Source organism: Pseudomonas sp. RC10-4-2 (assembly GCF_050433085.1).
In the GTDB taxonomy this organism is placed as follows: Bacteria; Pseudomonadota; Gammaproteobacteria; order Pseudomonadales; family Pseudomonadaceae; genus Pseudomonas; species Pseudomonas aeruginosa.
In genome coordinates this window covers 320,496-341,328 of sequence record NZ_JBNPXX010000007.1, presented here as the reverse complement: position 1 = coordinate 341,328, position 20,833 = coordinate 320,496, and the positions used below count along the sequence as shown (strand labels likewise).

Sequence of the window (20,833 nt, the reverse complement as noted above, 5' to 3'; positions counted from 1 at the left end):
ATCCTCAAATACGTATAGGTCGATGTCTAAATATCATTATTCGGTTATGCCTTCACCTCGAATAATGACTACCAGACCGAGGCGGCCCCGCCTCCTCCCGCCGGAGATTCATCGGTATGCATAACGACAATTCCACCGAGAAGCGCGCCGACTTCTATCGACGCATCCGCCAGCAGCACCTCACCCCGCTCTGGGAAGCCCTGCACAGCCTGGTCCCGGCGCAACCCGCCGGCGGCTGCCAGGCGGCGCTGTGGCGCTATCGCGAACTGCGCCCGTTCCTGCTCGAGGCAGGCGACCTGATCAGCGCCGAGGAAGCGGTGCGCCGCGTGCTGGTGCTGGAGAACCCGGACCTTCCCGGCCAGTCGGCGATCACCCCGAGCCTCTACGCCGGCCTGCAACTGATCCTGCCGGGCGAGATCGCCCCCAGCCACCGGCACACCCAGTCGGCCCTGCGCTTCGTCGTCGAGGGCTACGGCGCCTACACCTCGGTGGACGGCGAACGCACCCGCATGGAGCCGGGCGACTTCATCATCACCCCGTCCTGGACCTGGCACGACCACGGCAACCGCGCCGCCGCGGAAGGCGGCGAGCCGGTGGTCTGGCTGGACGGCCTGGACATCCCGATGCTGCGTTTCTTCGGCGCCACCTTCGCCGAAAACCATGATGAACCGGTACAGCCGTTGCGACGTGGCGAAGGCGACAGCCTCGCCCGCTACGGCAGCAACATGCTGCCGCTGCGCCATCAGCCGACGACGCCGACCTCGCCGCTGTTCAGCTACCCCTACGCGCGCAGCCGCGAGGCCCTCGAGCGCCTGGCGCGCCTCGAACGGCCCGATCCCTGGGAAGGCCACAAGCTGCGCTACGTCAACCCGGCCACCGGCGGCTGGGCCATGCCGACCATCGCCACCTGCCTGCAACTGCTGCCGGCCGGCTTCCTCGGGCAGCCCGCGCGCAGCACCGACGCCAGCGTCTATTCGGTGGTGGAAGGCAGCGGCGTGGCGCAGATCGGCGGCCGGCGCTTCGCCTTCGAGGCCAAGGATCTGTTCGTCGTGCCCTCCTGGGCCGAGCTGCGCCTGGAAGCCGGCGCCACCGACTGCGTGCTGTTCAGTTTCTCCGACCGCCCTGTGCAGCAGGCGCTCGGCATCCTCCGCGAATCCCGCGAAACCCTCGCCCACTGAAGGACCCGTCCCATGAACCATCTCTTCGCGCCCGAAGCGCCCGTCAGCCTCACCATCCATGGCAGCGACCAGACCTTCCCGGTGCGGCGGGTCTACTGCGTCGGCCGCAACTACGCCGCCCACGCCCGGGAAATGGGCTTCGATCCCGAGCGCGAGCCGCCGTTCTTCTTCTGCAAGCCGGCCGACGCGGTGGTCCCGGTCGCCGCCGGCAGCACCCTGGAGCTGGCCTACCCGAGCCAGACCGGCAACTACCACTACGAGATCGAACTGGTGGCGGCGATCGGCAAGGGCGGCTGCGACATCCCCCTGGAGCAGGCCGAGGAACACGTCTGGGGCTACGCGGTGGGCCTGGACATGACCCGCCGCGACCTGCAGATGCGCATGCGCGAGATGGGCCGGCCCTGGGAGATCGGCAAGGCCTTCGACCGCTCGGCGCCGATCGGCCCGCTCTACCCTGCCAGCCAGGTCGGCCATCCGCGCCACGCCGCCATCAGCCTCCAGGTCGACGGCGAGGATCGCCAGCGCAGCGACATCGACCAGTTGATCTGGTCGGTGGCGGAAACCGTCAGCTACCTGTCGCGCTTCTTCGAGCTGCGCCCCGGCGACCTGGTCTTCACCGGCACCCCGGAAGGCGTCGGCGCGGTCGAGCGCGGCGAGCGGATGCTCGGCGCCATCGACGGCCTCGGCGAACTCAGCGTCCGCGTGGTCTGACCCACTGCCCGCGCACGGCGCGGGCCCACCCTGCCCTTCATCCGGGCTGTCGCCGCGGCGACGGCCGAGGAACGCTCATGCCTACGCCCGACAAGAACAACAAGATCGACGTCCAGGCTTTCATCGATGCGCAGGCGGTTTCCGCCTTCCAGTTGCGAGTGCTGTCGCTGTGCTTCCTGATCGTCGCCATGGACGGATTCGACACCGCCGCCATCGGCTTCATCGCCCCGGCCCTGGCCCACGACTGGCAACTGAGCCCGGCGCAACTCAGCCCGATCCTCGGCGCCGCGCTGGCCGGCCTGGCCCTCGGCTCCTTCGCCGCCGGCCCGCTGGCCGACCGTTTCGGACGTAAGAGCGTACTCCTGCTCTCGGTGCTGTTCTTCGGCGGCTGGAGCCTTGCCTCGGCCTACGCCGGTTCGGTGGAAACCCTGGCCCTGCTGCGCTTTCTCACCGGCCTCGGCCTGGGCGGGGCGATGCCCAACGCGATCACCCTGACCTCCGAATACTGCCCGCGCCGGCACCGCGCGCTGATGGTCACCGCGATGTTCTGCGGCTTCACCCTCGGCTCGGCGCTGGGCGGCCTGCTCGCCGCGCGGATGGTCCCGGCGCTGGGCTGGGAAAGCGTGCTGCTGCTCGGCGGCGGCCTGCCCCTGGCGAGCCTGCCGCTGCTCTGGGCATGCCTGCCGGAGTCGGTGCGCTTCCTCGCCCGCCGCGCACCGGACGCGGCGCGCCTGCGGCGCATCCTCGAACGCCTGGGGCACCTGCCCGACGGCTGGGCCGGACGCCTCGAACTGCCCGCCGACGAGTCCGACGGCACCTCGCCCCTGCGGCAGATCCTCGGCGCCGAGCTGCGCGGCGGCACCCTGCTGCTCTGGGCCACCTTTTTCATGGGCCTGCTGATCATCTACCTGCTGACCAACTGGCTGCCGACGCTGATCGGCGGCACCGGCTTCAGTCTCGGCGAGGCGGCGACGATCAGCGCCATGTTCCAGCTCGGCGGCACCCTCGGCGCACTCCTCCTGGGCAGCGCCATGGATCGCTTCGACGCGCACCGGGTGCTGAGCCTGGCCTACGTCGGCGGCGCCCTGTTCATCCTCGGCATCGCCAGCCTCTACCACAGCTTCGCCCTGCTGGCGCTGTGCGTCGCCGGCGTCGGTTTCTGCATCAGCGGCTCGCAGGTCGGCGCCAACGCCCTGGCCGCCGATTTCTATCCGACCCGCAGCCGCGCCACCGGGATCAGCTGGGCCCTCGGCCTGGGCCGCATCGGCTCGATCGTCGGCTCCCTTAGCGGCGGCGCCCTGCTCGGCCTGGGCCTGGGCTTCAGCGGCATCCTCGCCCTGCTGGTGATCCCGGCGCTGCTCGCCGCCGTGGCCGTGCATCGCCTGGGCCGGCGCCGGGCCAGGCCTTCTCCCACCACTCTCTGAACAGGACTTTCCATGCAGCTCTACAGCTTCTTCAACAGCTCCACGTCCTATCGGGTGCGTATCGCATTGGCCCTGAAAGGCCTGGATTACCAGGTAGTGCCGGTCAACCTGCGGCAGGGCGAGCAACTGCGCCCGGCCGACCGCCAGCGCAACCCGATGGGCGCGCTGCCGACCCTGGTCGACGCCGACGGTCGCCGGTTCAGCCAGTCGCTGGCGATCATCGACTACCTCGACGCCGTGCAGCCCGAACCGCGCCTGATCCCTCTCGACCCACTGCATCGCGCCCAGGCGCTGGAACTGGCTCTGCTGGTGGCCTGCGACATCCATCCGCTGAACAACGTGCGGGTGCTCAAGTACCTGACCCAGGTCCTCGGCATAGACGCCGAGGACCGCCAGCGCTGGTACGCGCACTGGGTCGCCGAGGGCCTGGCGGCGGCGGAGACCCTGCTGAACCGACACCGTCGCGGCGCCTTCTTCGCCGGCGCCGCAGCGGGCATCGTCGAGTGCTGCCTGGTACCGCAACTGGCCAACGCCCGGCGCATGGGCTGTGACCTGGCGCCCTACCCGGCGTTGCTCGAACTGGAGGGGCGCTGCCTGGCGCTCGAAGCCTTCCAGCGCGCCAGCCCCGAGCGCCAGCCCGACTACCTGCCGGACTGACGCGCTGCCCCGTGGAAAACAACAACAAGAAGGACACGCCCATGACCACCCGCATCCGGGCCAGCCTGCTGGCCCTGCCCCTGCTGCTGCCTCCGTTCCAGGCTATCGCCGCGCTGCCGGGGATGAACCTCGGCCAGACCTCCTTCCTCGACGGCAAGGCCCTGCCCGGCACGCTGTTCCAGCAGTTCGTGAATATCTACGAGGCCGACGACTTCATGGACGCCAACGGTCACCGGCGCCCGCTCGACAACCGCCTGCGCACCCTGCTCGCCACCAGCCACTTCGCCCACATCAGCCAGCACCAGCTGTTCGGCGCCTACTACGGCGCGGAAATCCTCGTCCCGGTGCTGCTCGCCGATCCCGACTTCGAACCCCACGCCGGCAGCGCCAACGGCCTCGGCAACCTGATCGTCAGTCCGTTCATCCTGCAATGGCCGCAGACCGAGCTGTTCGGCCGGCCCTACTGGCAGCGCCTGAACCTCGCCTTCCAGTTACCCACCGGGCGCTACGACAGGCATCGGGCGATCAATCCCGGCAGCAACCACTGGAGCTTCAACCCGCACTACGCGCTGACCTGGGAATTCGCCGAAGGCTGGGAAGCCAGCGCTCGCCTGCAGTACCTGTTGCCGGGCAAGAATCGCGACCCGGCGCCGCCGTTGGCCGACGACTACCTGCAACCGGGCCAGGCGTTCCACGCCAACTACTCGGTATCGCTGGCGCTGGATGCGCATTGGCGGCTCGGGTTGTCCGGCTACAGCCTGCGACAGATCACCGACGAGCGGGTCGACGGCCACGACCGCCCGGACTCCCGCGAGCGGGTCGATGCCATCGGCCCGGCGCTGATGTTCGGCTGGGGCAAGTCGCGGCTGTTCCTCAACGCCTATCACGAATACGGCGCACGCAACCGCAGCGAGGGCAGCCGGCTGATCCTGCGCTACTCGCAGGTCTTCTGAGCGTCGCCTTCCGGGACGATCGGCAAGCGCTCCAGGGTGCGGAACACCGAGCTGCGCCGCCAGCGCAGGTCCGTCGGTTCCGAGGCCAGGGCGAAACGGCGACGCACCAGGCCGCGCAATGCGCATTGCAATTCGAGCCGGGCCAGGTACGCGCCCAGGCAGTAGTGCGGACCATGGGCGAACGCCACGTGCTGCTTGGCGTTCGCTCGCTGCAACTGCAGGCGGTCGGGGGCGGCGAACAACTCCGGGTCGCGGTTCGCCGCGAGGAAGCTCAGCCAGACCTTCTCTCCAGGCGGAATCCGCTGGCCGCCGATCTCCACCTCCTCCAGGGTGCAACGCACGCCGCCGCGCACCGCGCCATCGAAGCGCAGCAGTTCCTCCACCGCGTTCGCCGCCAGCTCCGGGCACCGCCGCAGCAGGTCGAGCTGGTCGGGATGGGTGAGCAGCGCCAGCGTAGCGTTGCCGACCATGCTGATGGTGGTTTCGAAGGCGGCCATGAACACCATGGCATAGGCCGCTACCAGGTCCTCGAGGCCCAGTCCGGCCTCCAGCATCGCGGCGCCGTCGAGGATGCTCGGCGCCGCGCCGGACGGCGGGCGCGAAGAGCCATCGCTCCAGCCGCGCGCCTGGCGTTGCAGGTAGTCGCTGAAGGCGGCCGCGCTGCGGTTGATCTGCCCGGCATCGCCGTGGCTGGCGGCGAGATCGAGCCCGGCGGCCAGATCGCGGCCCCAGGGCAGCAGTTGCCCGGTATCTTCGCGGGGAAAGCCGAACAGCTCGGCGGCCACCCGGATCGTCAGCGGTTCGGCGAAATCCCTGAGCAGATCGGGCTCGCGGCGCTCCAGCAAGCTGTCGAGGAGTTCCTCCACCAGCACCTCGATGCGCGCTTCCCAGCGGCGCACGGCGTCGGGGCCGAAGGCCGGAGCGAACAGCCTGCGCAGGCGGGTGTGCCGCGGCGCGTCGTTGAACAGCATGAAGTTGTCGTAGAAGCGCGCCAGCGGTTGCAATTGCTGGTGGCCGAACCAGCTGGCGCCGCCCTGGCGGACGCCGGCGGCGCCAAGGCGAGCGGGGTCGGCGGAGAAACGGCGGTCGCGCAGGCACGCCGAAACATCGGCATAGCGACTGATCCACCAGATCGAGGCCTGGTCGCGGCAGACCGGCGCACGGGAACGGACCAGCCGCAACAGCGGATAGGGATCGGCGACGAAGTCGGGATGGTAGGTGTGTATGTCGAAACCGTCGCTCCGCGGGGCGAGCGCCGGACGCTGAGCGTCATGGCGCGGCTGCGCGCTGCCTTCCTCGCTGAATGCGTCGTCCATGGCCCTTGCTCCGCTGGATTGGCGTAACGCAGGGAGTATAGATGGCCGGCGGCTCGGCGCCGGCCCGGAGGATCAACGCGGACCGAGGATCTCCGCCAACTGGTCCGGCTGCGGCGCGCCCTGTTGCTGCTGCATGCGCCCCTCGGCATTGAGATAGAAGATCGCCGGGGTCGCCGCGGCGCCCATCGACTCCATCAGTTCCATGTTGCCGGCGAGCTGCTTGCGCACCGCCGCCGGGATCTTCGCCAGCGGCTTCAGGGTGCTGGCCTTGCCCGCCTGCTCATGGTCGTGCAGGGCCTTCTGCGGGTCCTTGCTGGCCAGCAGCGCGGCGGACTTGGCTTCGCTGTCCTCGCGGATGATGCCGACCATGATATGCCGCAACTGCACCTTGCCGGCATCCACCCAGGGTCGCGCCTGCTCCCAGAACATGGTGCAGTACGGGCAGTTCGGGTCGCTGAACAGGTAGACCACGCGCGGCGCGTCGGCACGGCCATCGGCGATCCAGGCGCTCTGCTCCATCTTCTGCCACATTTCCTTGGCCAGCGGCGCATACACCAGGCGCTCCAGCGGTTCGCGGCTGAGGTCCTTGCCCTGGGCGTCGAACAGGTGGCCGGTGAGTACGTGCTTGCCGTCGGGCGTCAGGTACAGCGCCATGCCCTGGTTCTGGTATTCGGCGGCGTAGCCGCGCAGGCCATCCGGGGCGTCGAAGCTGCCGAGGATGCGGGCGCCCTTCTCCTGGACCATGCGGATCGGCGCCGGCAGCTCCTCCGCCGCCGTGGCCAGGCCGGCGTTGAGGAGGGTCAGGCCGAGGCCAAGGGTGATCAGGTTGCGCGGCAGTCTCATTCGGAACTCCTGGTTGCGGGGGCGGCAGCGGCCGGCTCGAAGGCTTCGAGGTAGCGCGCCAGGCTGCCGCGGGACAGTTCGCCGAGATGGCTGCCCAGCAGGCGGCCCTCGGCGGTGTAGAAAACGGTGGTGGGCAAGGCGACCGAGCCGACCTGCTGGCCAAGCTGCCCGCCGTTGTCGAACAGCAGGTTGTCCAGGCGCAGGTTCTCGCCCTGGAGGAAATGGCGCACGGTCTCGGCGCTCTCGCCCTGGTTGGCGAAGAGGAACACTACGTCGGGATTCTCCGCCTGCGCCTGTTGCAGCACCGGCATCTCGCGCCGACACGGCGGGCACCAGCTGGCCCAGAGGTTGATCACCAGCGGGCGGCCCCGGAAATCGGCCAGTTGCACCGACTCGCCGGCGGCGTTGCGCAGGCTCAGTTCGGGCAGGCGCGTACCGCGCTCGTAGATGCCCAGGCCCAGGCTGCCAAGCAGCCAGAACGCCAGTCCGAGGCTGGCGCCGACACCCAGCGAGCGACGTAGCGCCGGTCGCCGCCAGGCCCAGAACAGCGCGCCGAGCACAGCGGCGAGCAGGCCTGGCCAGGCGAGAAAACCGCCATCGCGGATATCCAGCATCTGTGCGAAGTCGCCACGGTACTGCGGCCAGTAGCGCACCACGAAGGCCAGGCGCGCCACCAGCAGGCCGAGCAACAACAGGTTGAACAGCACCGGCTCGGCGTTGCGCCCGCCGCCGCGCGCCGCCAGCCAACCACCGAGCAGCGCGGCGCCGAGGGCGAGGAACAGCAGCAGGTGTTGCAGCGAGACCACCAGCGGCCCCAGGGAAAAACTCAGCATCAGCCGCGCTCCCGGGTCGCCTGCCAATGGGCGAGGAAGCCGCCGGCGTCGACTTCGCCGGTCAACCGGCGCGCGCGGCGCTCCTCGCCTTCCGGGCCGATCCAGATCAGGCTCGGCGGGCCGGGTACCTGGTAGCGGTGCAGCAGCTCGCGGCTGGCGGCGTTGTCCGCGGTCACGTCGAGCCGCAGCAGGCGCACGCCCTGCAGGGCGGCGAGCACATCGGGCTTGGCGAACACCTGTTTCTCCATGATCCGACAGGACACGCACCAGTCAGCGTAGTAGTCGAGCAGCACCCATTGTCCCTCGGCCTTGGCCGCAGCCAACTGACGGTCCAGCTCGGCCGGCTGGCTCACCGTGAGGAACGCCTCGTGGGCGCTGGCCGTCGGCGTAGCGCCCCGGTTCGCCGCCGCATACACCTGTAGCGGACGCCAGGGGTCGTCGGCCCCGGCCGCGGCGCCCAGCAACATCGCCGCGCCCCAGAGACCGAAGATGCAGCCCGCCGCGCCGAACAGCACCGCGTGCCGCGCCAGGCCTCGCGCCGTGTGCAGCGCGGCGTAGGCCAGGACCAGCAGCAACGCGCCGCCAAGGCCGATCCACAGCGCCTCGCCGAGCAGCGGACGCAGGAGTATCCAGGCGGTGCCGAGGAAAAGGAAGCCGAACACGCCCTTGACCAGGTTCATCCAGGGACCGGGCTTGGGCAGGAAGCGGCTGCCGACCGTCACCAGCAGCAACAGCGGCATGCCGATGCCGAGGCCCAGGCTGAACAGCACCAGGCCGCCATGCAGGGCATTGCCGGTCTGCGCGATATAGAGCAAGGCGCCGGCCAGCGGCGCGGTCATGCACGGTCCCACCAGCAGCCCGGACAACGCGCCGAGCGCAGCGGCACCGGCCAGGCTGCCGCCCTTGCGGCCGCGACTGAGACCGTCGAGGCGGTCGCGCAGGGCAGCCGGCAGTTGCAGTTCGAAGAAGCCGAACATCGGCAGCGCGAGGAACACGAACAGCGCGGCGAAGCTGCCCAGCAGCCACGGCTGTTGCAGCCAGGCCTGCAGGTTGCCGCCAAGCAGCGCCGCGACCACCCCGAGTCCGGCGTAGACCAGCGCCATGCTCAGCACGTAGCTACCGGCCAGCAGCAGGCCGCGACGAGGGCCGGCGCCGCTGCCGACCACCAGCCCGGCGAGGATCGGCAGCATCGGCAGCGAACAGGGAGCGAACGCCAGCAGCAGGCCGAGGCCGAAGAACAGCAACAGGCTCCAGGCCAGGTTGCCGGCCTGCAGGCTGCCGGCCAGGCCCTGGTCCTCGGCGACTTCGCCGCTCGTCCCGGCGGCGGCAGGGCCGGTACCGCCCAGGTCGAGCGCCTGGCTCTGCGGCGGATAGCACAGGCCGGCATCGGCGCAGCCCTGCCAGCCCAGGCGCAGTTGTCCGGCGGCGGCCGCCGGCAGGGTCAGTTCCAGGCTCTGGCGATAGACCTGCGACTCGCCGAAGAACTCGTCGCTGTGGCTTTCGCCGGGCGGCAGCTGCGGCTGCAAGGCCGGGTCGAGTCCGTCGAAGCGCAGGCGCTTCTGGTACAGGTAGTAGCCCGGCGCGATCTGCCAGCGCAGTTGCACCTGGCCGTCGTCGAGGCGCTCCCAGGTGAAGCGGAAGGCTTTCTCCACCGGCAGGAAATCCGTCTGCGTCGCGCCGCGCGGCGCGAACAGGTCGTCGCCCGGTTGCGCCTGGGACAGGCCCGGCAGCAGGAGCATCAGGAGCAGGATCAACACACGCATGGATAACGCCTTCTACGATGAACTCGGCGGCAGCATGGCCAGCGACGATTAACAGGCCGTTAACGCGGCCACGGGAAAACCCCGGCGACGCGCCGGGCGGGGCATAATCCTGGCTTAATTCGCCCGCTTCAGACTCCTATCCCTTTAACCAGCGATACCGCCATGCATGTACTGCTCACCGAAGACGACGACCTGATCGCCAGCGGCATCGTCGCCGGCCTCAACGCCCAGGGCCTGACCGTGGACCGGGTGGCCAGCGCCGCCGATACCCAGGCGCTGCTCCAGGTGGCGCGCTTCGACGTGCTGGTCCTCGATCTCGGCCTGCCCGACGAGGACGGCCTGCGCCTGCTGCAACGCCTGCGCCAGCAGGGCGTCGACCTGCCGGTGCTGGTGCTGACCGCGCGCGACGCGGTGACCGACCGGGTCGCCGGGCTGCAGGCCGGCGCCGACGACTACCTGCTCAAGCCCTTCGACCTGCGCGAACTCGGCGCCCGCCTGCATACCTTGCAGCGGCGCTCCGCCGGGCGTTGCGTCAACGTCATCGAACACGGCCGCCTCAGCTACGATCCGAGCACCCGCGAAACCTGGCTCGACGGCCGCCCCGTGGAACTGTCGCGACGCGAACAGGCGCTGTTGCAGGCATTGCTCAACAACCGCGGGCGGATCCTCAGCGGCGAGCAGCTCAAGGACAGCGTCTATGGCTTCGGCGACGAGGTCGAGAGCAACGCCCTCAACGTCCACATCCATCACCTGCGGCGCAAGCTCGGCAACGCCATCGTGCAGACCGTGCGCGGCCTCGGCTACCGCCTCGGGCCGGCGCGCGGCGACGGAGACGACGCATGAGCCTGCGCCTGCGCCTTACCCTGATCCTCGGCTCGGCCTTCATCCTGCTCTGGTCGCTGGCCGCGGCCTGGATGCTCTGCGACCTGCGCGGGCAGATGATGCGCTCCTTCGACCAACGCCTGGCGGCCTCGGCGCGGATGGTTGCCGGCCTGCTCCAGCAGTTGCCGCAGCCGCAGCCGGCGGACGGCCAGACCACGCGCCTGAGCGCGGAGCAACTGGGAATTCCCAACGGCATGGCCTGCCAGGTCAGCTCACTGCGCGGCGAAGTCCTGGCGCAGAGCCATGCCACCCCGGAGCGGGCGCTGGACAGCACCGCCAGCGGCTTCCGCGACCAGGAAATCAACGGCGTGCTGTGGCGCAGCTTCACCGTGCAGGCCGGCGATCTGCGGGTCAGCACCGCCGACCGCCTGGAAGAGCGCGACGTGCTGCAACGCTCGGTGGTGGTGGCCGCCGCGGTGCCGGTGACGGTCGCCCTGCTCGGCAGCCTGGCCCTGCTCTGGCTCGGCGCCGGCCAGGGTCTGGCGCCGCTCAAGCGGATTCGCGACGCCCTCACCCGACGTGGCGCCGACTCGCTGGAGCCACTGGAGCTGGCGGCCCTGCCGAGCGAACTGAAGCCGCTGGTGGAAACCCAGAACCAGTTGTTCCAGCGCATCGCCCAGGCCATCGAACGCGAACGACGCCTGACCGGCGATGCCGCCCACGAGCTGCGCAGCCCGCTGACCGCGATCAAGACCCACCTGCAGGTCGCGCGCATGACCGAGGGCGCCGCCGCCGAGCAGGCCCTGGCCCACGCCGAGGAAGGCGCCGACCGTCTGCACCGGACGCTGGACCAGCTGTTGCTGCTGGCGCGGGTGGAAGGCAGCCTGTCGTTCGACGACGGCGTGCAATGCAGCGCCGAGGACGCCGCCCGGGTAGCCATGCACGACGCCGGCCACGGCGACGTGCGGATGTTCGAGCTGAAGCTGGCCGACGGCTTGTCCGAGGCGCCGCTGGAAGTCCCCTCGGTGCTGGCCATCGCCGCGCTGCGCAACCTGCTGGACAACGCCCTGCGCCACACCGCCGCCGGCACCCGGGTGGAGCTGGCGGTGGAAACCGCGCAAGGCTGCGCGCGCTTCCACGTCCGCGACCACGGCCCGGGCATCGCCGAAGCCGACCTGCCGCATCTCACCCGGCGCTTCTGGCGCCACGGCAAGAGCGGCGGCAGCGGGCTCGGCCTGGCCATCGTCCAGGCCATCGTGCAACGCTGCCAATGCCGGCTGGACTTCGACAGCCGCGCGGACGGCCTGCGGGTGACGCTGGAAATGCCGCTGCGCGAGTGATGCGCGGGCCCACCCGCCAACCGGCCCCCGTAGGGCAAATAGCCGCCCGCGGCTATCCGCCGGACCGAGGCCCAGGCATCGGCGGATAACGCCGTTGGCGTTATCCGCCCTACCCCCGCGCCGACCTGCTTCCGCCGGACCGGGTCTCCGTCCTGCGGACGCCAGGCCACGAGGGTCAGATTCCCTGTCCCAGCAGCACGCCGTTGACCTTCTGTCCGTACAGGTTGACGCCGTCGTTGGCATGGAACTTCTGCCGCGTCTTCTCCACCGAACCGTCCACCAGGCGCGGGTCCTGCGGGCGCTCGTGGCTGTTCATGAAGGCGGCGACGTCCCAGGCGTCGCGGTCGCTGAGGGTACCGGGCTTGCCCAGCGGCATGTTGTACTTGATGAAGGAGGCCGCGGTGTTGATGCGGTGCATGCCCGCGCCCCAGTTGAAGGACTGCGCGCCCCACAGCGGTGGGAACACCGTCTGCCCCAGAGCCATCTGGCCCTGGCCGTCGGCGCCGTGGCAGATCGCGCACTGCGCGGCATAGACCTTGGCGCCGCGCTCGATGCTGTAGCCGCCTTCCGGCGGGGCCACGTCCGGATAGCCGCGTCCGGGCAGGCTGACCCCGGTCGGCGCCTGGCTCGCCAGCCAATAGGCGTAGACGGTCAGGGCCTTGATCTCCGGGCTGTCGGCCGCCGGCACCTTGCCGTTCATGCTGAACTGGAAGCAGCCCTGCAGGCGCTCGGCGAACGTATTGACCTTGTTGTTCTTGGCGCGGAACGCCGGATAGACCGGATAGGCCGCCCACTGCGGCGCGGAGTTGGCCCGGCGGCCCTGGTCGAGATGGCAGTTGACGCAGTTGAGCTGGTTGCCGACCAGATGCGGCGCGTTCTTCCGGGTTTCCACGAACAACGCCTGGCCCTGGCGGACCATTTCGCCGAAGGCGTTGTCCGGGAGGCTGCTTTCCGCCGGCGGCTGGAACGGCTCCGAGGGCGCCGTTGCCGCGTGGACGGGAGCGACCAGCAGGCCGGCGACGGCCAGGGAAAGGATCGACGGCATGTTCATGGCTGGCCTCCTGCCTGACCGAGGGTGGCGAAGAACTGGCTGACGCTGCGGATCTCCTCTTCGCTGAGGGACTTGGCGATATGTCCCATCAGATCGTTCGGGTCGTTGCGGCGAGTGCCAAGCTGCCAGGCGCGCAACTGGTTGCTCAGGTACATCTCGCCCTGCCCCTGCAACGGCGGGAAGGCCTCCCCCACGCCGCTGCCGGCCGGACCGTGACAGGTCACGCACTCGGGAATGTTGCGCTCCCAGGCGCCACGCACCGCCAGGGTCTCGCCGGGGCTGCGCGGGGTGGCCACGCGCGACAGCTCCACCGGCTTGGGCGCCGGCATTGCCGCGAGGGTATTGGCGAGCGCCTGGATCTCGTCGTCGCCGAGAGCATCGGCTATGCCCTTCATCACCGGGTGCTCGCGACTGCCGCCCTGCTTGAGGTCGTGCAGCTGCTTGCTCAGGTAGGCGGCGGGAAGGCCCGCCAGGCGTGGAAAGCCGGCGGCGGCCAGGCCCATGCCATCGGCGCCGTGGCAGGTGACGCAGGCCGCGGCGGCCGGGTTGGCGCCGCCCTGGGTATAGAGTTTCTGGCCGTCGACGGCGGCCTGGGCCGTCGCCGCCAGCAAGGCGGTCAATGAAAACAGCAGTCGGTGTGCAACCGGCATGGCAGGGTTCCTCTCTGGCTTATTGTTTTTAGTTCTAAGTTTAGAACCAAAAAACCTATCACCGAAAGACCCTACCGCACGCAGGTCTGCATCATTTTCCCTACAGGCCCCGGATCACGCCCCTTTCAGCTCCGCGACGATTTCGCAAGAGCGCAGCCGATGGGCGTGCTCGTAGAAGTCGCTGGTGAAGATAAGCTCGTCGGCGCCGGTCTGCTCCAGGAGGATCTCCAGACGCGCACGAACCTTCTCCGGACCGCCGATCACCGCCAGGCCGAAGAAGCTGCCGACCGCATCCTGCTCGTGGGGCAGCCACAACGGCGCCATACTTTCCACCGGCGGCTTCTGTTTCAGGCTCTCGCCGCGGATCAGCGCCAGCACGCGCTGGAAGGCGGTAGTGGCGAGGAACTCGGCCTCTTCGTCGGTAGGTGCGGCGATCAGCGGCACGCCGATCATCGCGTAAGGTTTGTCGAGTACCGCCGAGGGCTGGAAGTTGCTGCGGTAGATGCGCAGCGCCTCGTGCAGGTAACGCGGTGCGAAATGCGAAGCGAAGGCATAGGGCAAGCCTTTCTGCGCCGCCAGGTGAGCGCTGAACAGGCTCGAACCGAGTAGCCAGATCGGCACCTGGGTACCCTCGCCCGGCACCGCCAGCAGGCTCTGCTGGGAACGGCGCGGGCCGAGCAGCATTTCCAGCTCGGCGACCTGCTCGGGGAAGTCGTCGCCGTTGCCCAGGCGGTCGCGACGCAAGGCGCGCATGGTCGCCTGGTCGGCGCCGGGGGCGCGGCCAAGGCCGAGGTCGATGCGGCCCGGGTAGAGCGTCTCCAGGGTGCCGAAGTTTTCCGCCACCACCAGCGGCGCATGGTTCGGCAGCATCACCCCACCCGAGCCGACGCGGATCCGCGAGGTGCCGCCGGCGATATGGCCGATCAGCAGCGCGGTGGCGGAGCTGGCGATGCCATCCATGTTGTGGTGCTCGGCCAGCCAGAAACGGTTGAAGCCCAGGCGCTCCACATGGCGCGCCAGGTCCAGGGAGTTGTGCAGGGCTTCGGCCACGCTGCCGCCGGTGCGCACCGGCACCAGGTCGAGCATGGACAGGGGAATATCAGCAAGCGTTGTCATGAAAGCTCCAATCGGCAGCGGGCGATGGCCGGGGCGCGAGACACGCGCGGAAGGACCTCGCCCGGGGTTTGGATCAATTCTATATCACGCGTTATAGTTTTTGCCCACGGAGAATCCATGGGCTTTTTCCAGTCAAGGCGCGCTGTGGCGTCAGGCGGCCTCGACCGCCAGCAGGGAATCCCAGGCCGCCATCGCGCAGCGGCCGATGGCCAGCAACTGCTGGCGGCTGGCGCCGTCGCGGGCCTGGATCGACAGGCCCTGAAGCACGCTGCTGTAGAAACTGGTGAGCGCGTCGAGATCGGCTCCGGCCGGCACGTCGCCGTCGGCCACGCCTCGTGCGAAACGCTCGCGCAGCAGGCGCGCGGCGCGCCGCCGGTGATCGCGCAGGTAGTCTTCGACGCCTTTGTTGGCCGGCGAGAAATTGGTCGTGCTGAGGTCGACCAGGCAACCGCGCGGCTTGCCTTCGGTGGTGTAGCTGACGGCGGCGCTTTCCAGCAGCGCGGCGATCGACTCGCGCGCCGTCGGCAGGGCGAAGGCGCCCTTGGAAAGCTGGCATTCCTGGCTCAGGTAGAGTTCCACCGCCGAACGGAACAGCGCCTCCTTGGAACCATAGGCGGCATACATGCTCGGCGCGCAGATGCCACCCATGGCCTCCTTCAGCGCGGCCATGGTCGCGCCTTCGTAGCCGGCCTCCCAGAACACGTCGAGCGCCCGGCGCAATGCCTGTTCACGATCGAAGCCGCAGGGGCGTCCACGCTTGGCCATGGGAATTCCTGAGAAAAAAACACGTCATATGGTAACACCGGCGAACAGTCGCAAGGCTGGAGGGGGTCGCTTGATCCATCACCGCGCTCGATATACACCATGCAGGCTTTTTACTTCTGCCGGTTCTCCCGCTGGGCAAACATGCTCTCCAAGGGCAGACGCCCACCCTTCCCCAGGAGAACCGATCATGTCCAGCTTCAGCGCCCTCGCCAGCTACTTCGCCGCTTCCGCGTTCTACAGCAATGCAGTGACCCCTACTCGCCCGGTTCAGGCCAGCGCGCCCGCGCCGACCAGCGAGAAGAAATGAGCCCAAGGAGGCATCCATGCTCTCAGCCCGCTCCCGCAAGGCCCCGACCTATGGCGTCACCTATGTGAGCCTCGAGGATTGCACCCTGCACTTCGAGACCGAGTACATCATCGAGCGCCGCGACGGCAGCCTCGCGCACATGCCGATGCGCACGCCGGTCAGTGAGCGCGAAGCCCTGCAACGCCTGATCGAAAGCTGCATCGACGACTGATACCTCCAGTGCCCGTGTGCCGCTCTCAGGAGCGGCCAGCGGCGTTTTCCCAATCCGCCACCAGCGTCCGCAGTCGCGCGTCGCGCAGTTCGAAGAGTTCCAGCAGCCCCAGTGCCCGGATCGCCGGCAGCAGGGCGCGCAGGTCTTCTTCAGCCTGCCGCCGTTGCGCCGCGGGCAGTTCCTCCTCAAGCAGCAGCCGAGCGTTGGCGATGAACGCGCCGACGCTGCCCTTGCGTATCTCCACGCCGCCCAGGCGGATGCGGTCCTGTCGGTCGGGAAGGATGTCTTCGGCTTTCATGGCGTGCTCCAGGCAAGAATGATGAGCCGCCAGGCTACATCCGCAGTCGAATGGCCTATTATCCATCCCGAGCCAATCATCGTCGCTTTTCCGCCAAATGCTTCCGGAACCCCTGCCCGTCCCGCTCTTCGCCCTGCGCATCGACCGCGCAGCCAGCCGCACGGCCTCCCACCGCCATGCCTGCGGCCAGCTCTACTGCCTGGAGCGCGGCCTTCTGGTGGTCGAGGACGAGCATGGCCGCCAGGCCCTGCCTCCGCGCCAGATCGCCTGGATCCCACCGGGTCACCCACACTCGGCGCACTCCCACGGCAGCCTGGCGGGCTGGAGCGCCTACCTCGCCGCCGAACACTGCCGCGACCTGCCCCGGCACCCCGGCGTGCTCGCCTGCTCGGCTTTCGTGGCGCTGATCGTCGAACGCGCCACCCGCTGGCCGACCGGCTCCGCCTGGAGCACCGAACGCGAGAACCTGCTGCGCGTGCTGCTGGACGAACTGCGCCACGCCGTGCCCCAGCGGACCCGCCTGCCCTATCCGGGGGATTCGCGCCTGCGCAGGATCGCCGAGGCATTGCTGGCCAACCCCGGCGATCCGCGGCCGGCGGCCGAATGGGCACGCTGGGCGGGCCTCAGCAGCCGTAGCCTGAGCCGGCTGTTCGGCGCCGAGACCGGTATGAGCTTCGCGCAATGGCGGCAACTGGCGCGACTGCACGCGGCCGTCGAACGGCTGGCAGCGGGCCAGGCGGTCGGCGAGGTCGCCTGGTCGCTCGGCTACGAAAGCCCGAGCAGCTTCGCCAGTGCCTTCCGCACAGTATTCGGCGAGACGCCGTCCGGCTATTCCAGTCGCGCCAACGAAGCGCTAGCCTGAACCTTCCGCGCCACGAGCCTTTCCCCATGAGCCACGCCAATACGCCCCGCGACTGGGTTCGACGCGCCCCGCAACACGGTGCGGTGGAACGCATCGAGGCTTACTTCGCCGGCCACGGCTACGATCCGCATCGCCACGACACCTATGCCATCGGCCAGACCCTGGCCGGGGTGCAGAGCTTCCGCTATCGCCGCAGCCAGCGCCACAGCCTGCCGGGCGGCTGCCTGGTGCTGCATCCCGACGAGCTGCACGACGGCGAGGCCGGCAGCCAGGAAGGGTTCCGCTACCGGATGCTCTACGTCGAGCCGGCGCTGATCCAGCAGGCCCTCGGCGGCCGGCCGCTGCCGTTCGTGCGCGGGGGCTTGTCCGACGACCCGCGCCTGATCGCCGCCAGCCGGGCCCTGCTACAGGCCATGGATACCCCGCTGGAGCCGCTGGAAGAACAGGACGCCCTGTTCGAACTGGCCCACGCCCTCGACGCCGTGGCCGGCAACCGGGCGCGCGGCAGGCGCCACTTCGACTTCGTCGCCGCCGAGCGCGCCCGGCAGTACATCCACGCGCACCTGGAGCGCCCGCTGGGCCTCGACGAACTGGCGCAGGTCGCCCAGCGCGAACGCTGGAGCCTGTCGCGCGATTTCCGCGCGCTGTTCGGCACCAGCCCCTACCGCTACCTGATCCAGCGCCGGCTGGACATCGCCCGCCGGCTGATGCTCGGCGGCCAGACGCTGGCCGAAGCCGCGCTTGCCGCCGGTTTCGCCGACCAGAGCCACATGACCCGCCATTTCGGCCAGAGCTACGGCCTGCCGCCGGCACGCTGGCTGCGTATGCTCGGCCGCGCCTAGCCAGGTTGCACGATCATCCAAGACCGCCCGCTCCGTAGCCGCCTACCCTGGCGCCAGAGACCAACCACCGGAGCGCACCGATGTCCACCAGCACAACCCAAGCGATCAACTTCGCCGCCAAGCTCGCCCTGTTCGACGACCGCTGGCAACCCAGGGTGATCGCCCAGATGAACGACTACCAGTTCAAGCTGGTGAAGATCGAAGGCGACTTCGTCTGGCACAGCCACGCCGACACCGACGAGACCTTCATCGTCCTCGCCGGTCGCCTGCGCATCGATTTCCGCGACGGCGCGGTGCACCTGGGCCCCGGCGAGATGTATGTGGTGCCGCGCGGCGTGGAGCACAAGCCGTTCGCCGAGGGCGAGGTGCGCATGCTCCTGGTGGAGCCCTGCGGCGTGCGCAACACCGGCGACCAGGGCGGCGAGCGGACGGCCGTCAACGATCTGTGGATCTGAAACCGCGCCCACGAAAAAGCCCGGCTCGCTGGCCGGGCTCTTTCGCTGCGGGTCGTCCTCAATCGGCGACGTGGATCACCACCCGGCCGCGCTTCGGACAGGTTTCCATGTAGCGGTGCGCCTCGACCACCTGGTCGAACTCGAATACCCGGTCGACCACCGGCTTGAGCAGGCGATCGCGGGTCAGTTGCTCGATGTGCGCGAGGGCCTTGCTCACCGACTCGTCGTTGCGTTCCAGGCCCATCTCCGGATGACCGGTGAAATCCATCAGGCAGTGGCGGTAGAACTGCAGGTGCTTCTTGAACGCGGCGCAGGCCGGGAACGCCGACTCGTTGCCGCCGTTGCAGCCATACAGCACCAGCTTGCCGCGGGTGGCGGAGACATCGCCGAGCAGGGTCATCTGCGGGCCGCCCAATTCGTCGAGGATGACATTGACGCCCTTGCCCTCGGTGAAGCGCTCGACTTCCAGGACCAGGTCCTGCTCGTCGGTCACCACCACCTTGTCGGCGCCCTGCTCGCGGAGGAACTCGCGCTCCTCGGCGGACTTGGTGGAAGCGATCACCCGCGCGCCGAGAGCCTTGGCCAACTGGATCGAGACCGGCCCGTACATGCGCGCCGCCTCGGTGATCAGCACGGTCTGCCCGGCCTTCAACCCGGCCAGGTCGACCAGGCCGAAATAGGCCACCAGCAGGCCGGTGTAGTAGACGCTGGCCTCCACCGGGGTGAGTACCTCGGGGTAGACCGCCAGGGCCGCGCGCGGCATCAGCACCACGTCGCCATAGGCCGGATAATGATCGGGGGTATGGGCGGGGAAACTGGCCACGCGGGAACCCAGCGGCAGGTCGCCGACGCCGGCGCCGACCGCCAGCACCTCGCCGGCCAGTTCGAAGCCGAGACCGGACGGCAGCGCAGCCTGCTCCGGGGCCAGGTTCTGACGCCAGAGCACATCCTTCCAGCTCACGCCGATCGCCTGGACACGCACCAGGACTTCCCCTGCGGCCGGCGCCGGGGTCGGCAGCTCTTCGCATTTGAGGACCTCTGGCGGGCCAAACTGATGAAAACGGATCACTCGGGACATCGCAAACCTCTGCAGTGCATCACGGGGTGAATAACCTCATGGGTTGTGACTGTATCCGCCCATGCCTGACAAAACCACCCGTCGTTATTGATAATGGCTATGCCTGTCAGTGATCCTATGCCCCTCCGGCACCTCGCCAGGCCCCGCCCCGTCTCGCACGCAAGGCTTGACGGCGAGCCCCCGCGGTTGCAGCCTCTAGCCCCTGGAAACGAGGAACGCCATGAACCGAAACGACCTGCGCCGCGTCGATCTGAACCTGCTGATCGTGTTCGAGACCCTGATGCACGAACGCAGCGTGACCCGCGCCGCAGAGAAACTGTTCCTCGGCCAGCCGGCCATCAGCGCCGCGCTGTCGCGCCTGCGCACGCTGTTCGACGACCCGCTGTTCGTCCGTACCGGACGCAGCATGGAGCCCACCGCGCGAGCCCAGGAAATCTTCGCCCACCTGTCGCCGGCGCTGGATTCCATCTCCACCGCCATGAGTCGCGCCAGCGAGTTCGATCCGGCGACCAGCACCGCGGTGTTCCGCATCGGCCTTTCCGACGACGTCGAGTTCGGCCTGCTGCCGCCCCTGCTCCGCCGCCTGCGCGCAGAGGCGCCGGGGATCGTCCTCGTCGTGCGCCGCGCCAACTATCTATTGATGCCGAACCTGCTGGCCTCGGGGGAGATCTCGGTGGGCGTCAGCTACACCGACGAACTGCCGGCCAACGCCAAGCGCAAGACCGTGCGCCGCAGCAAGCCGAAGATCCTCCGCGCCGACTCCGCGCCCGGCCAGCTGACCCTCGACGACTACTGCGCGCGACCGCACGCGCTGGTGTCCTTCGCCGGCGACCTCAGCGGCTTCGTCGACGAGGAACTGGAGAAATTCGGCCGCAAGCGCAAGGTGGTCCTGGCGGTGCCGCAGTTCAACGGCCTCGGCACCCTCCTGGCCGGCACCGACATCATCGCCACCGTGCCCGACTACGCCGCCCAGGCGCTGATCGCCGCCGGCGGCCTACGCGCCGAGGACCCACCGTTCGAGACCCGCGCCTTCGAACTGTCGATGGCTTGGCGCGGCGCCCAGGACAACGATCCGGCCGAACGCTGGCTGCGCTCGCGGATCAGCATGTTCATCGGCGATCCGGACAGTCTCTGAGCCCTCCGGCAGCTACCCGCACGAGGCGTCGCAACGGGAAAATCGATCGCGCGCCGCGGGTGTGCGGCTTATTCCATCGAAAGCACTGTCCATAACCATCGACTGTTACAGAAAACGAAAAACCATGTATCACTGTTCGTGATAATCAAAATCTCGTCGTTCGATTAGTTCCCTGCCGGAGCAGCCCGCAGACTTCGCCAATCCCGAAAAACCGACTGGCGGA

23 protein-coding genes are annotated in these 20,833 nt (G+C 69.0%); 13 read left to right on the top strand and 10 right to left on the bottom strand.

The annotated features are described in order from the left end of the window. Nucleotides 1-116 precede the first annotated feature (116 nt). The 5 genes from gtdA to FHW81_RS27680 all read left to right on the top strand — a co-directional run bounded on the left by gtdA (nucleotide 117) and on the right by FHW81_RS27680 (nucleotide 4,923). Nucleotides 117-1,178 (top strand): gentisate 1,2-dioxygenase, encoded by a 1,062-nt coding sequence (gtdA, locus tag FHW81_RS27700; protein ID WP_003106350.1) that lies wholly within the window; start codon nucleotides 117-119, stop codon nucleotides 1,176-1,178. A 12-nt stretch (nucleotides 1,179-1,190) separates the two neighbouring features. Continuing rightward, complete coding sequence (locus FHW81_RS27695; protein ID WP_003089781.1) at nucleotides 1,191-1,889, top strand: fumarylacetoacetate hydrolase family protein; 699 nt, start codon at nucleotides 1,191-1,193, stop codon at nucleotides 1,887-1,889. 77 nt (nucleotides 1,890-1,966) lie between these two features. Next, nucleotides 1,967-3,313, top strand: coding sequence for an MFS transporter (locus FHW81_RS27690; protein ID WP_106120642.1), 1,347 nt, complete (start codon nucleotides 1,967-1,969; stop codon nucleotides 3,311-3,313). 12 nt (nucleotides 3,314-3,325) lie between these two features. Then, on the top strand, nucleotides 3,326-3,970 hold the full coding sequence (maiA, locus tag FHW81_RS27685; protein ID WP_003113293.1) for a maleylacetoacetate isomerase: 645 nt from the start codon (nucleotides 3,326-3,328) through the stop codon (nucleotides 3,968-3,970). A gap of 41 nt (nucleotides 3,971-4,011) precedes the next feature. Next, nucleotides 4,012-4,923 (top strand): SphA family protein, encoded by a 912-nt coding sequence (locus FHW81_RS27680; protein ID WP_003103576.1) that lies wholly within the window; start codon nucleotides 4,012-4,014, stop codon nucleotides 4,921-4,923. On the opposite strand, the gene FHW81_RS27675 is transcribed toward FHW81_RS27680, so the two are convergent. The 4 genes from FHW81_RS27675 to dsbD all read right to left on the bottom strand — a co-directional run bounded on the left by FHW81_RS27675 (nucleotide 4,905) and on the right by dsbD (nucleotide 9,678). Next, complete coding sequence (locus FHW81_RS27675; protein WP_023115952.1) at nucleotides 4,905-6,239, bottom strand: cytochrome P450; 1,335 nt, start codon at nucleotides 6,237-6,239, stop codon at nucleotides 4,905-4,907. The two genes, FHW81_RS27680 and FHW81_RS27675, sit on opposite strands and share 19 nt — an antisense overlap. Nucleotides 6,240-6,311: 72 nt before the next feature. Beyond that, nucleotides 6,312-7,082 (bottom strand): thiol:disulfide interchange protein DsbG, encoded by a 771-nt coding sequence (dsbG, locus tag FHW81_RS27670; RefSeq protein WP_003089790.1) that lies wholly within the window; start codon nucleotides 7,080-7,082, stop codon nucleotides 6,312-6,314. Then, a complete protein-coding gene (locus FHW81_RS27665; RefSeq protein WP_003089792.1) occupies nucleotides 7,079-7,915 on the bottom strand; it encodes a TlpA family protein disulfide reductase in 837 nt (278 codons plus the stop codon). The genes dsbG and FHW81_RS27665 overlap by 4 nt, the downstream gene beginning before the upstream one ends. Then, nucleotides 7,915-9,678 carry a protein-disulfide reductase DsbD gene (dsbD, locus tag FHW81_RS27660; RefSeq protein ID WP_003103572.1) on the bottom strand — a complete coding sequence of 588 codons (1,764 nt, stop codon included), beginning with the start codon at nucleotides 9,676-9,678 and terminating at the stop codon, nucleotides 7,915-7,917. Before dsbD ends, FHW81_RS27665 begins: the two co-directional genes overlap by 1 nt. Before the next feature lie 162 nt (nucleotides 9,679-9,840). On the opposite strand from dsbD, the gene FHW81_RS27655 reads away from it, so the two are divergent. Then, complete coding sequence (locus FHW81_RS27655; RefSeq protein WP_003103570.1) at nucleotides 9,841-10,521, top strand: response regulator; 681 nt, start codon at nucleotides 9,841-9,843, stop codon at nucleotides 10,519-10,521. Beyond that, nucleotides 10,518-11,840 carry an ATP-binding protein gene (locus FHW81_RS27650; protein ID WP_003089798.1) on the top strand — a complete coding sequence of 441 codons (1,323 nt, stop codon included), beginning with the start codon at nucleotides 10,518-10,520 and terminating at the stop codon, nucleotides 11,838-11,840. The genes FHW81_RS27655 and FHW81_RS27650 overlap by 4 nt, the downstream gene beginning before the upstream one ends. Before the next feature lie 175 nt (nucleotides 11,841-12,015). Here the strand turns inward: FHW81_RS27650 and FHW81_RS27645 are convergent, their stop codons facing one another. The 4 genes from FHW81_RS27645 to FHW81_RS27630 form a co-directional block, all read right to left on the bottom strand. Next, the gene (locus FHW81_RS27645) at nucleotides 12,016-12,891 is read right to left on the bottom strand and encodes a c-type cytochrome (RefSeq protein ID WP_003103565.1); all 876 of its coding nucleotides are present in this window, start codon (nucleotides 12,889-12,891) and stop codon (nucleotides 12,016-12,018) included. Further along, nucleotides 12,888-13,541 (bottom strand): c-type cytochrome, encoded by a 654-nt coding sequence (locus FHW81_RS27640; RefSeq protein ID WP_003113296.1) that lies wholly within the window; start codon nucleotides 13,539-13,541, stop codon nucleotides 12,888-12,890. The genes FHW81_RS27645 and FHW81_RS27640 overlap by 4 nt, the downstream gene beginning before the upstream one ends. 114 nt (nucleotides 13,542-13,655) lie before the next feature. After that, nucleotides 13,656-14,657 carry an LLM class flavin-dependent oxidoreductase gene (locus FHW81_RS27635; protein WP_003113297.1) on the bottom strand — a complete coding sequence of 334 codons (1,002 nt, stop codon included), beginning with the start codon at nucleotides 14,655-14,657 and terminating at the stop codon, nucleotides 13,656-13,658. 150 nt (nucleotides 14,658-14,807) lie between these two features. Continuing rightward, nucleotides 14,808-15,422: a TetR/AcrR family transcriptional regulator gene (locus FHW81_RS27630; RefSeq protein WP_003089808.1), complete on the bottom strand. Its 615-nt coding sequence runs from the start codon at nucleotides 15,420-15,422 to the stop codon at nucleotides 14,808-14,810. A 187-nt stretch (nucleotides 15,423-15,609) separates the two neighbouring features. Between FHW81_RS27630 and FHW81_RS27625 the strand changes: the two genes are divergently transcribed. Together FHW81_RS27625 and ptrC are read left to right on the top strand one after the other, a co-directional pair. Next, nucleotides 15,610-15,729, top strand: a complete 120-nt coding sequence (locus FHW81_RS27625; RefSeq protein ID WP_003089810.1) for a PA2485 family small membrane protein — start codon at nucleotides 15,610-15,612, stop codon at nucleotides 15,727-15,729. A 16-nt stretch (nucleotides 15,730-15,745) separates the two neighbouring features. Next, nucleotides 15,746-15,940 carry a type III secretion system co-regulatory protein PtrC gene (gene ptrC / locus FHW81_RS27620; protein WP_003089814.1) on the top strand — a complete coding sequence of 65 codons (195 nt, stop codon included), beginning with the start codon at nucleotides 15,746-15,748 and terminating at the stop codon, nucleotides 15,938-15,940. 25 nt (nucleotides 15,941-15,965) lie between these two features. Here ptrC and FHW81_RS27615 read toward each other — a convergent pair whose 3' ends face one another. Continuing rightward, nucleotides 15,966-16,238 (bottom strand): hypothetical protein, encoded by a 273-nt coding sequence (locus tag FHW81_RS27615; RefSeq protein WP_003089816.1) that lies wholly within the window; start codon nucleotides 16,236-16,238, stop codon nucleotides 15,966-15,968. Nucleotides 16,239-16,335: 97 nt separating this feature from the next. Between FHW81_RS27615 and FHW81_RS27610 the strand changes: the two genes are divergently transcribed. The 3 genes from FHW81_RS27610 (at nucleotide 16,336) to FHW81_RS27600 (ending at nucleotide 18,397) form a co-directional block, all read left to right on the top strand. Next, the gene (locus FHW81_RS27610; protein ID WP_003122659.1) at nucleotides 16,336-17,100 is read left to right on the top strand and encodes an AraC family transcriptional regulator; all 765 of its coding nucleotides are present in this window, start codon (nucleotides 16,336-16,338) and stop codon (nucleotides 17,098-17,100) included. Between the two features lie 26 nt (nucleotides 17,101-17,126). Next, complete coding sequence (locus FHW81_RS27605; protein ID WP_003113300.1) at nucleotides 17,127-17,942, top strand: AraC family transcriptional regulator; 816 nt, start codon at nucleotides 17,127-17,129, stop codon at nucleotides 17,940-17,942. A gap of 80 nt (nucleotides 17,943-18,022) precedes the next feature. Continuing rightward, entirely contained in the window at nucleotides 18,023-18,397 is a 375-nt protein-coding gene (locus FHW81_RS27600) for a cupin domain-containing protein (protein WP_003089825.1), read from the top strand. A gap of 58 nt (nucleotides 18,398-18,455) precedes the next feature. Here FHW81_RS27600 and mexS read toward each other — a convergent pair whose 3' ends face one another. Continuing rightward, entirely contained in the window at nucleotides 18,456-19,475 is a 1,020-nt protein-coding gene (gene mexS / locus FHW81_RS27595) for an oxidoreductase MexS (protein WP_003103552.1), read from the bottom strand. Nucleotides 19,476-19,695: 220 nt separating this feature from the next. Here mexS and mexT point away from each other — a divergent pair, with 220 nt between their 5' ends. After that, nucleotides 19,696-20,610: a multidrug efflux system transcriptional regulator MexT gene (gene mexT, locus FHW81_RS27590; protein WP_003089829.1), complete on the top strand. Its 915-nt coding sequence runs from the start codon at nucleotides 19,696-19,698 to the stop codon at nucleotides 20,608-20,610. The last annotated feature ends 223 nt before the right edge of the window (nucleotides 20,611-20,833 follow it).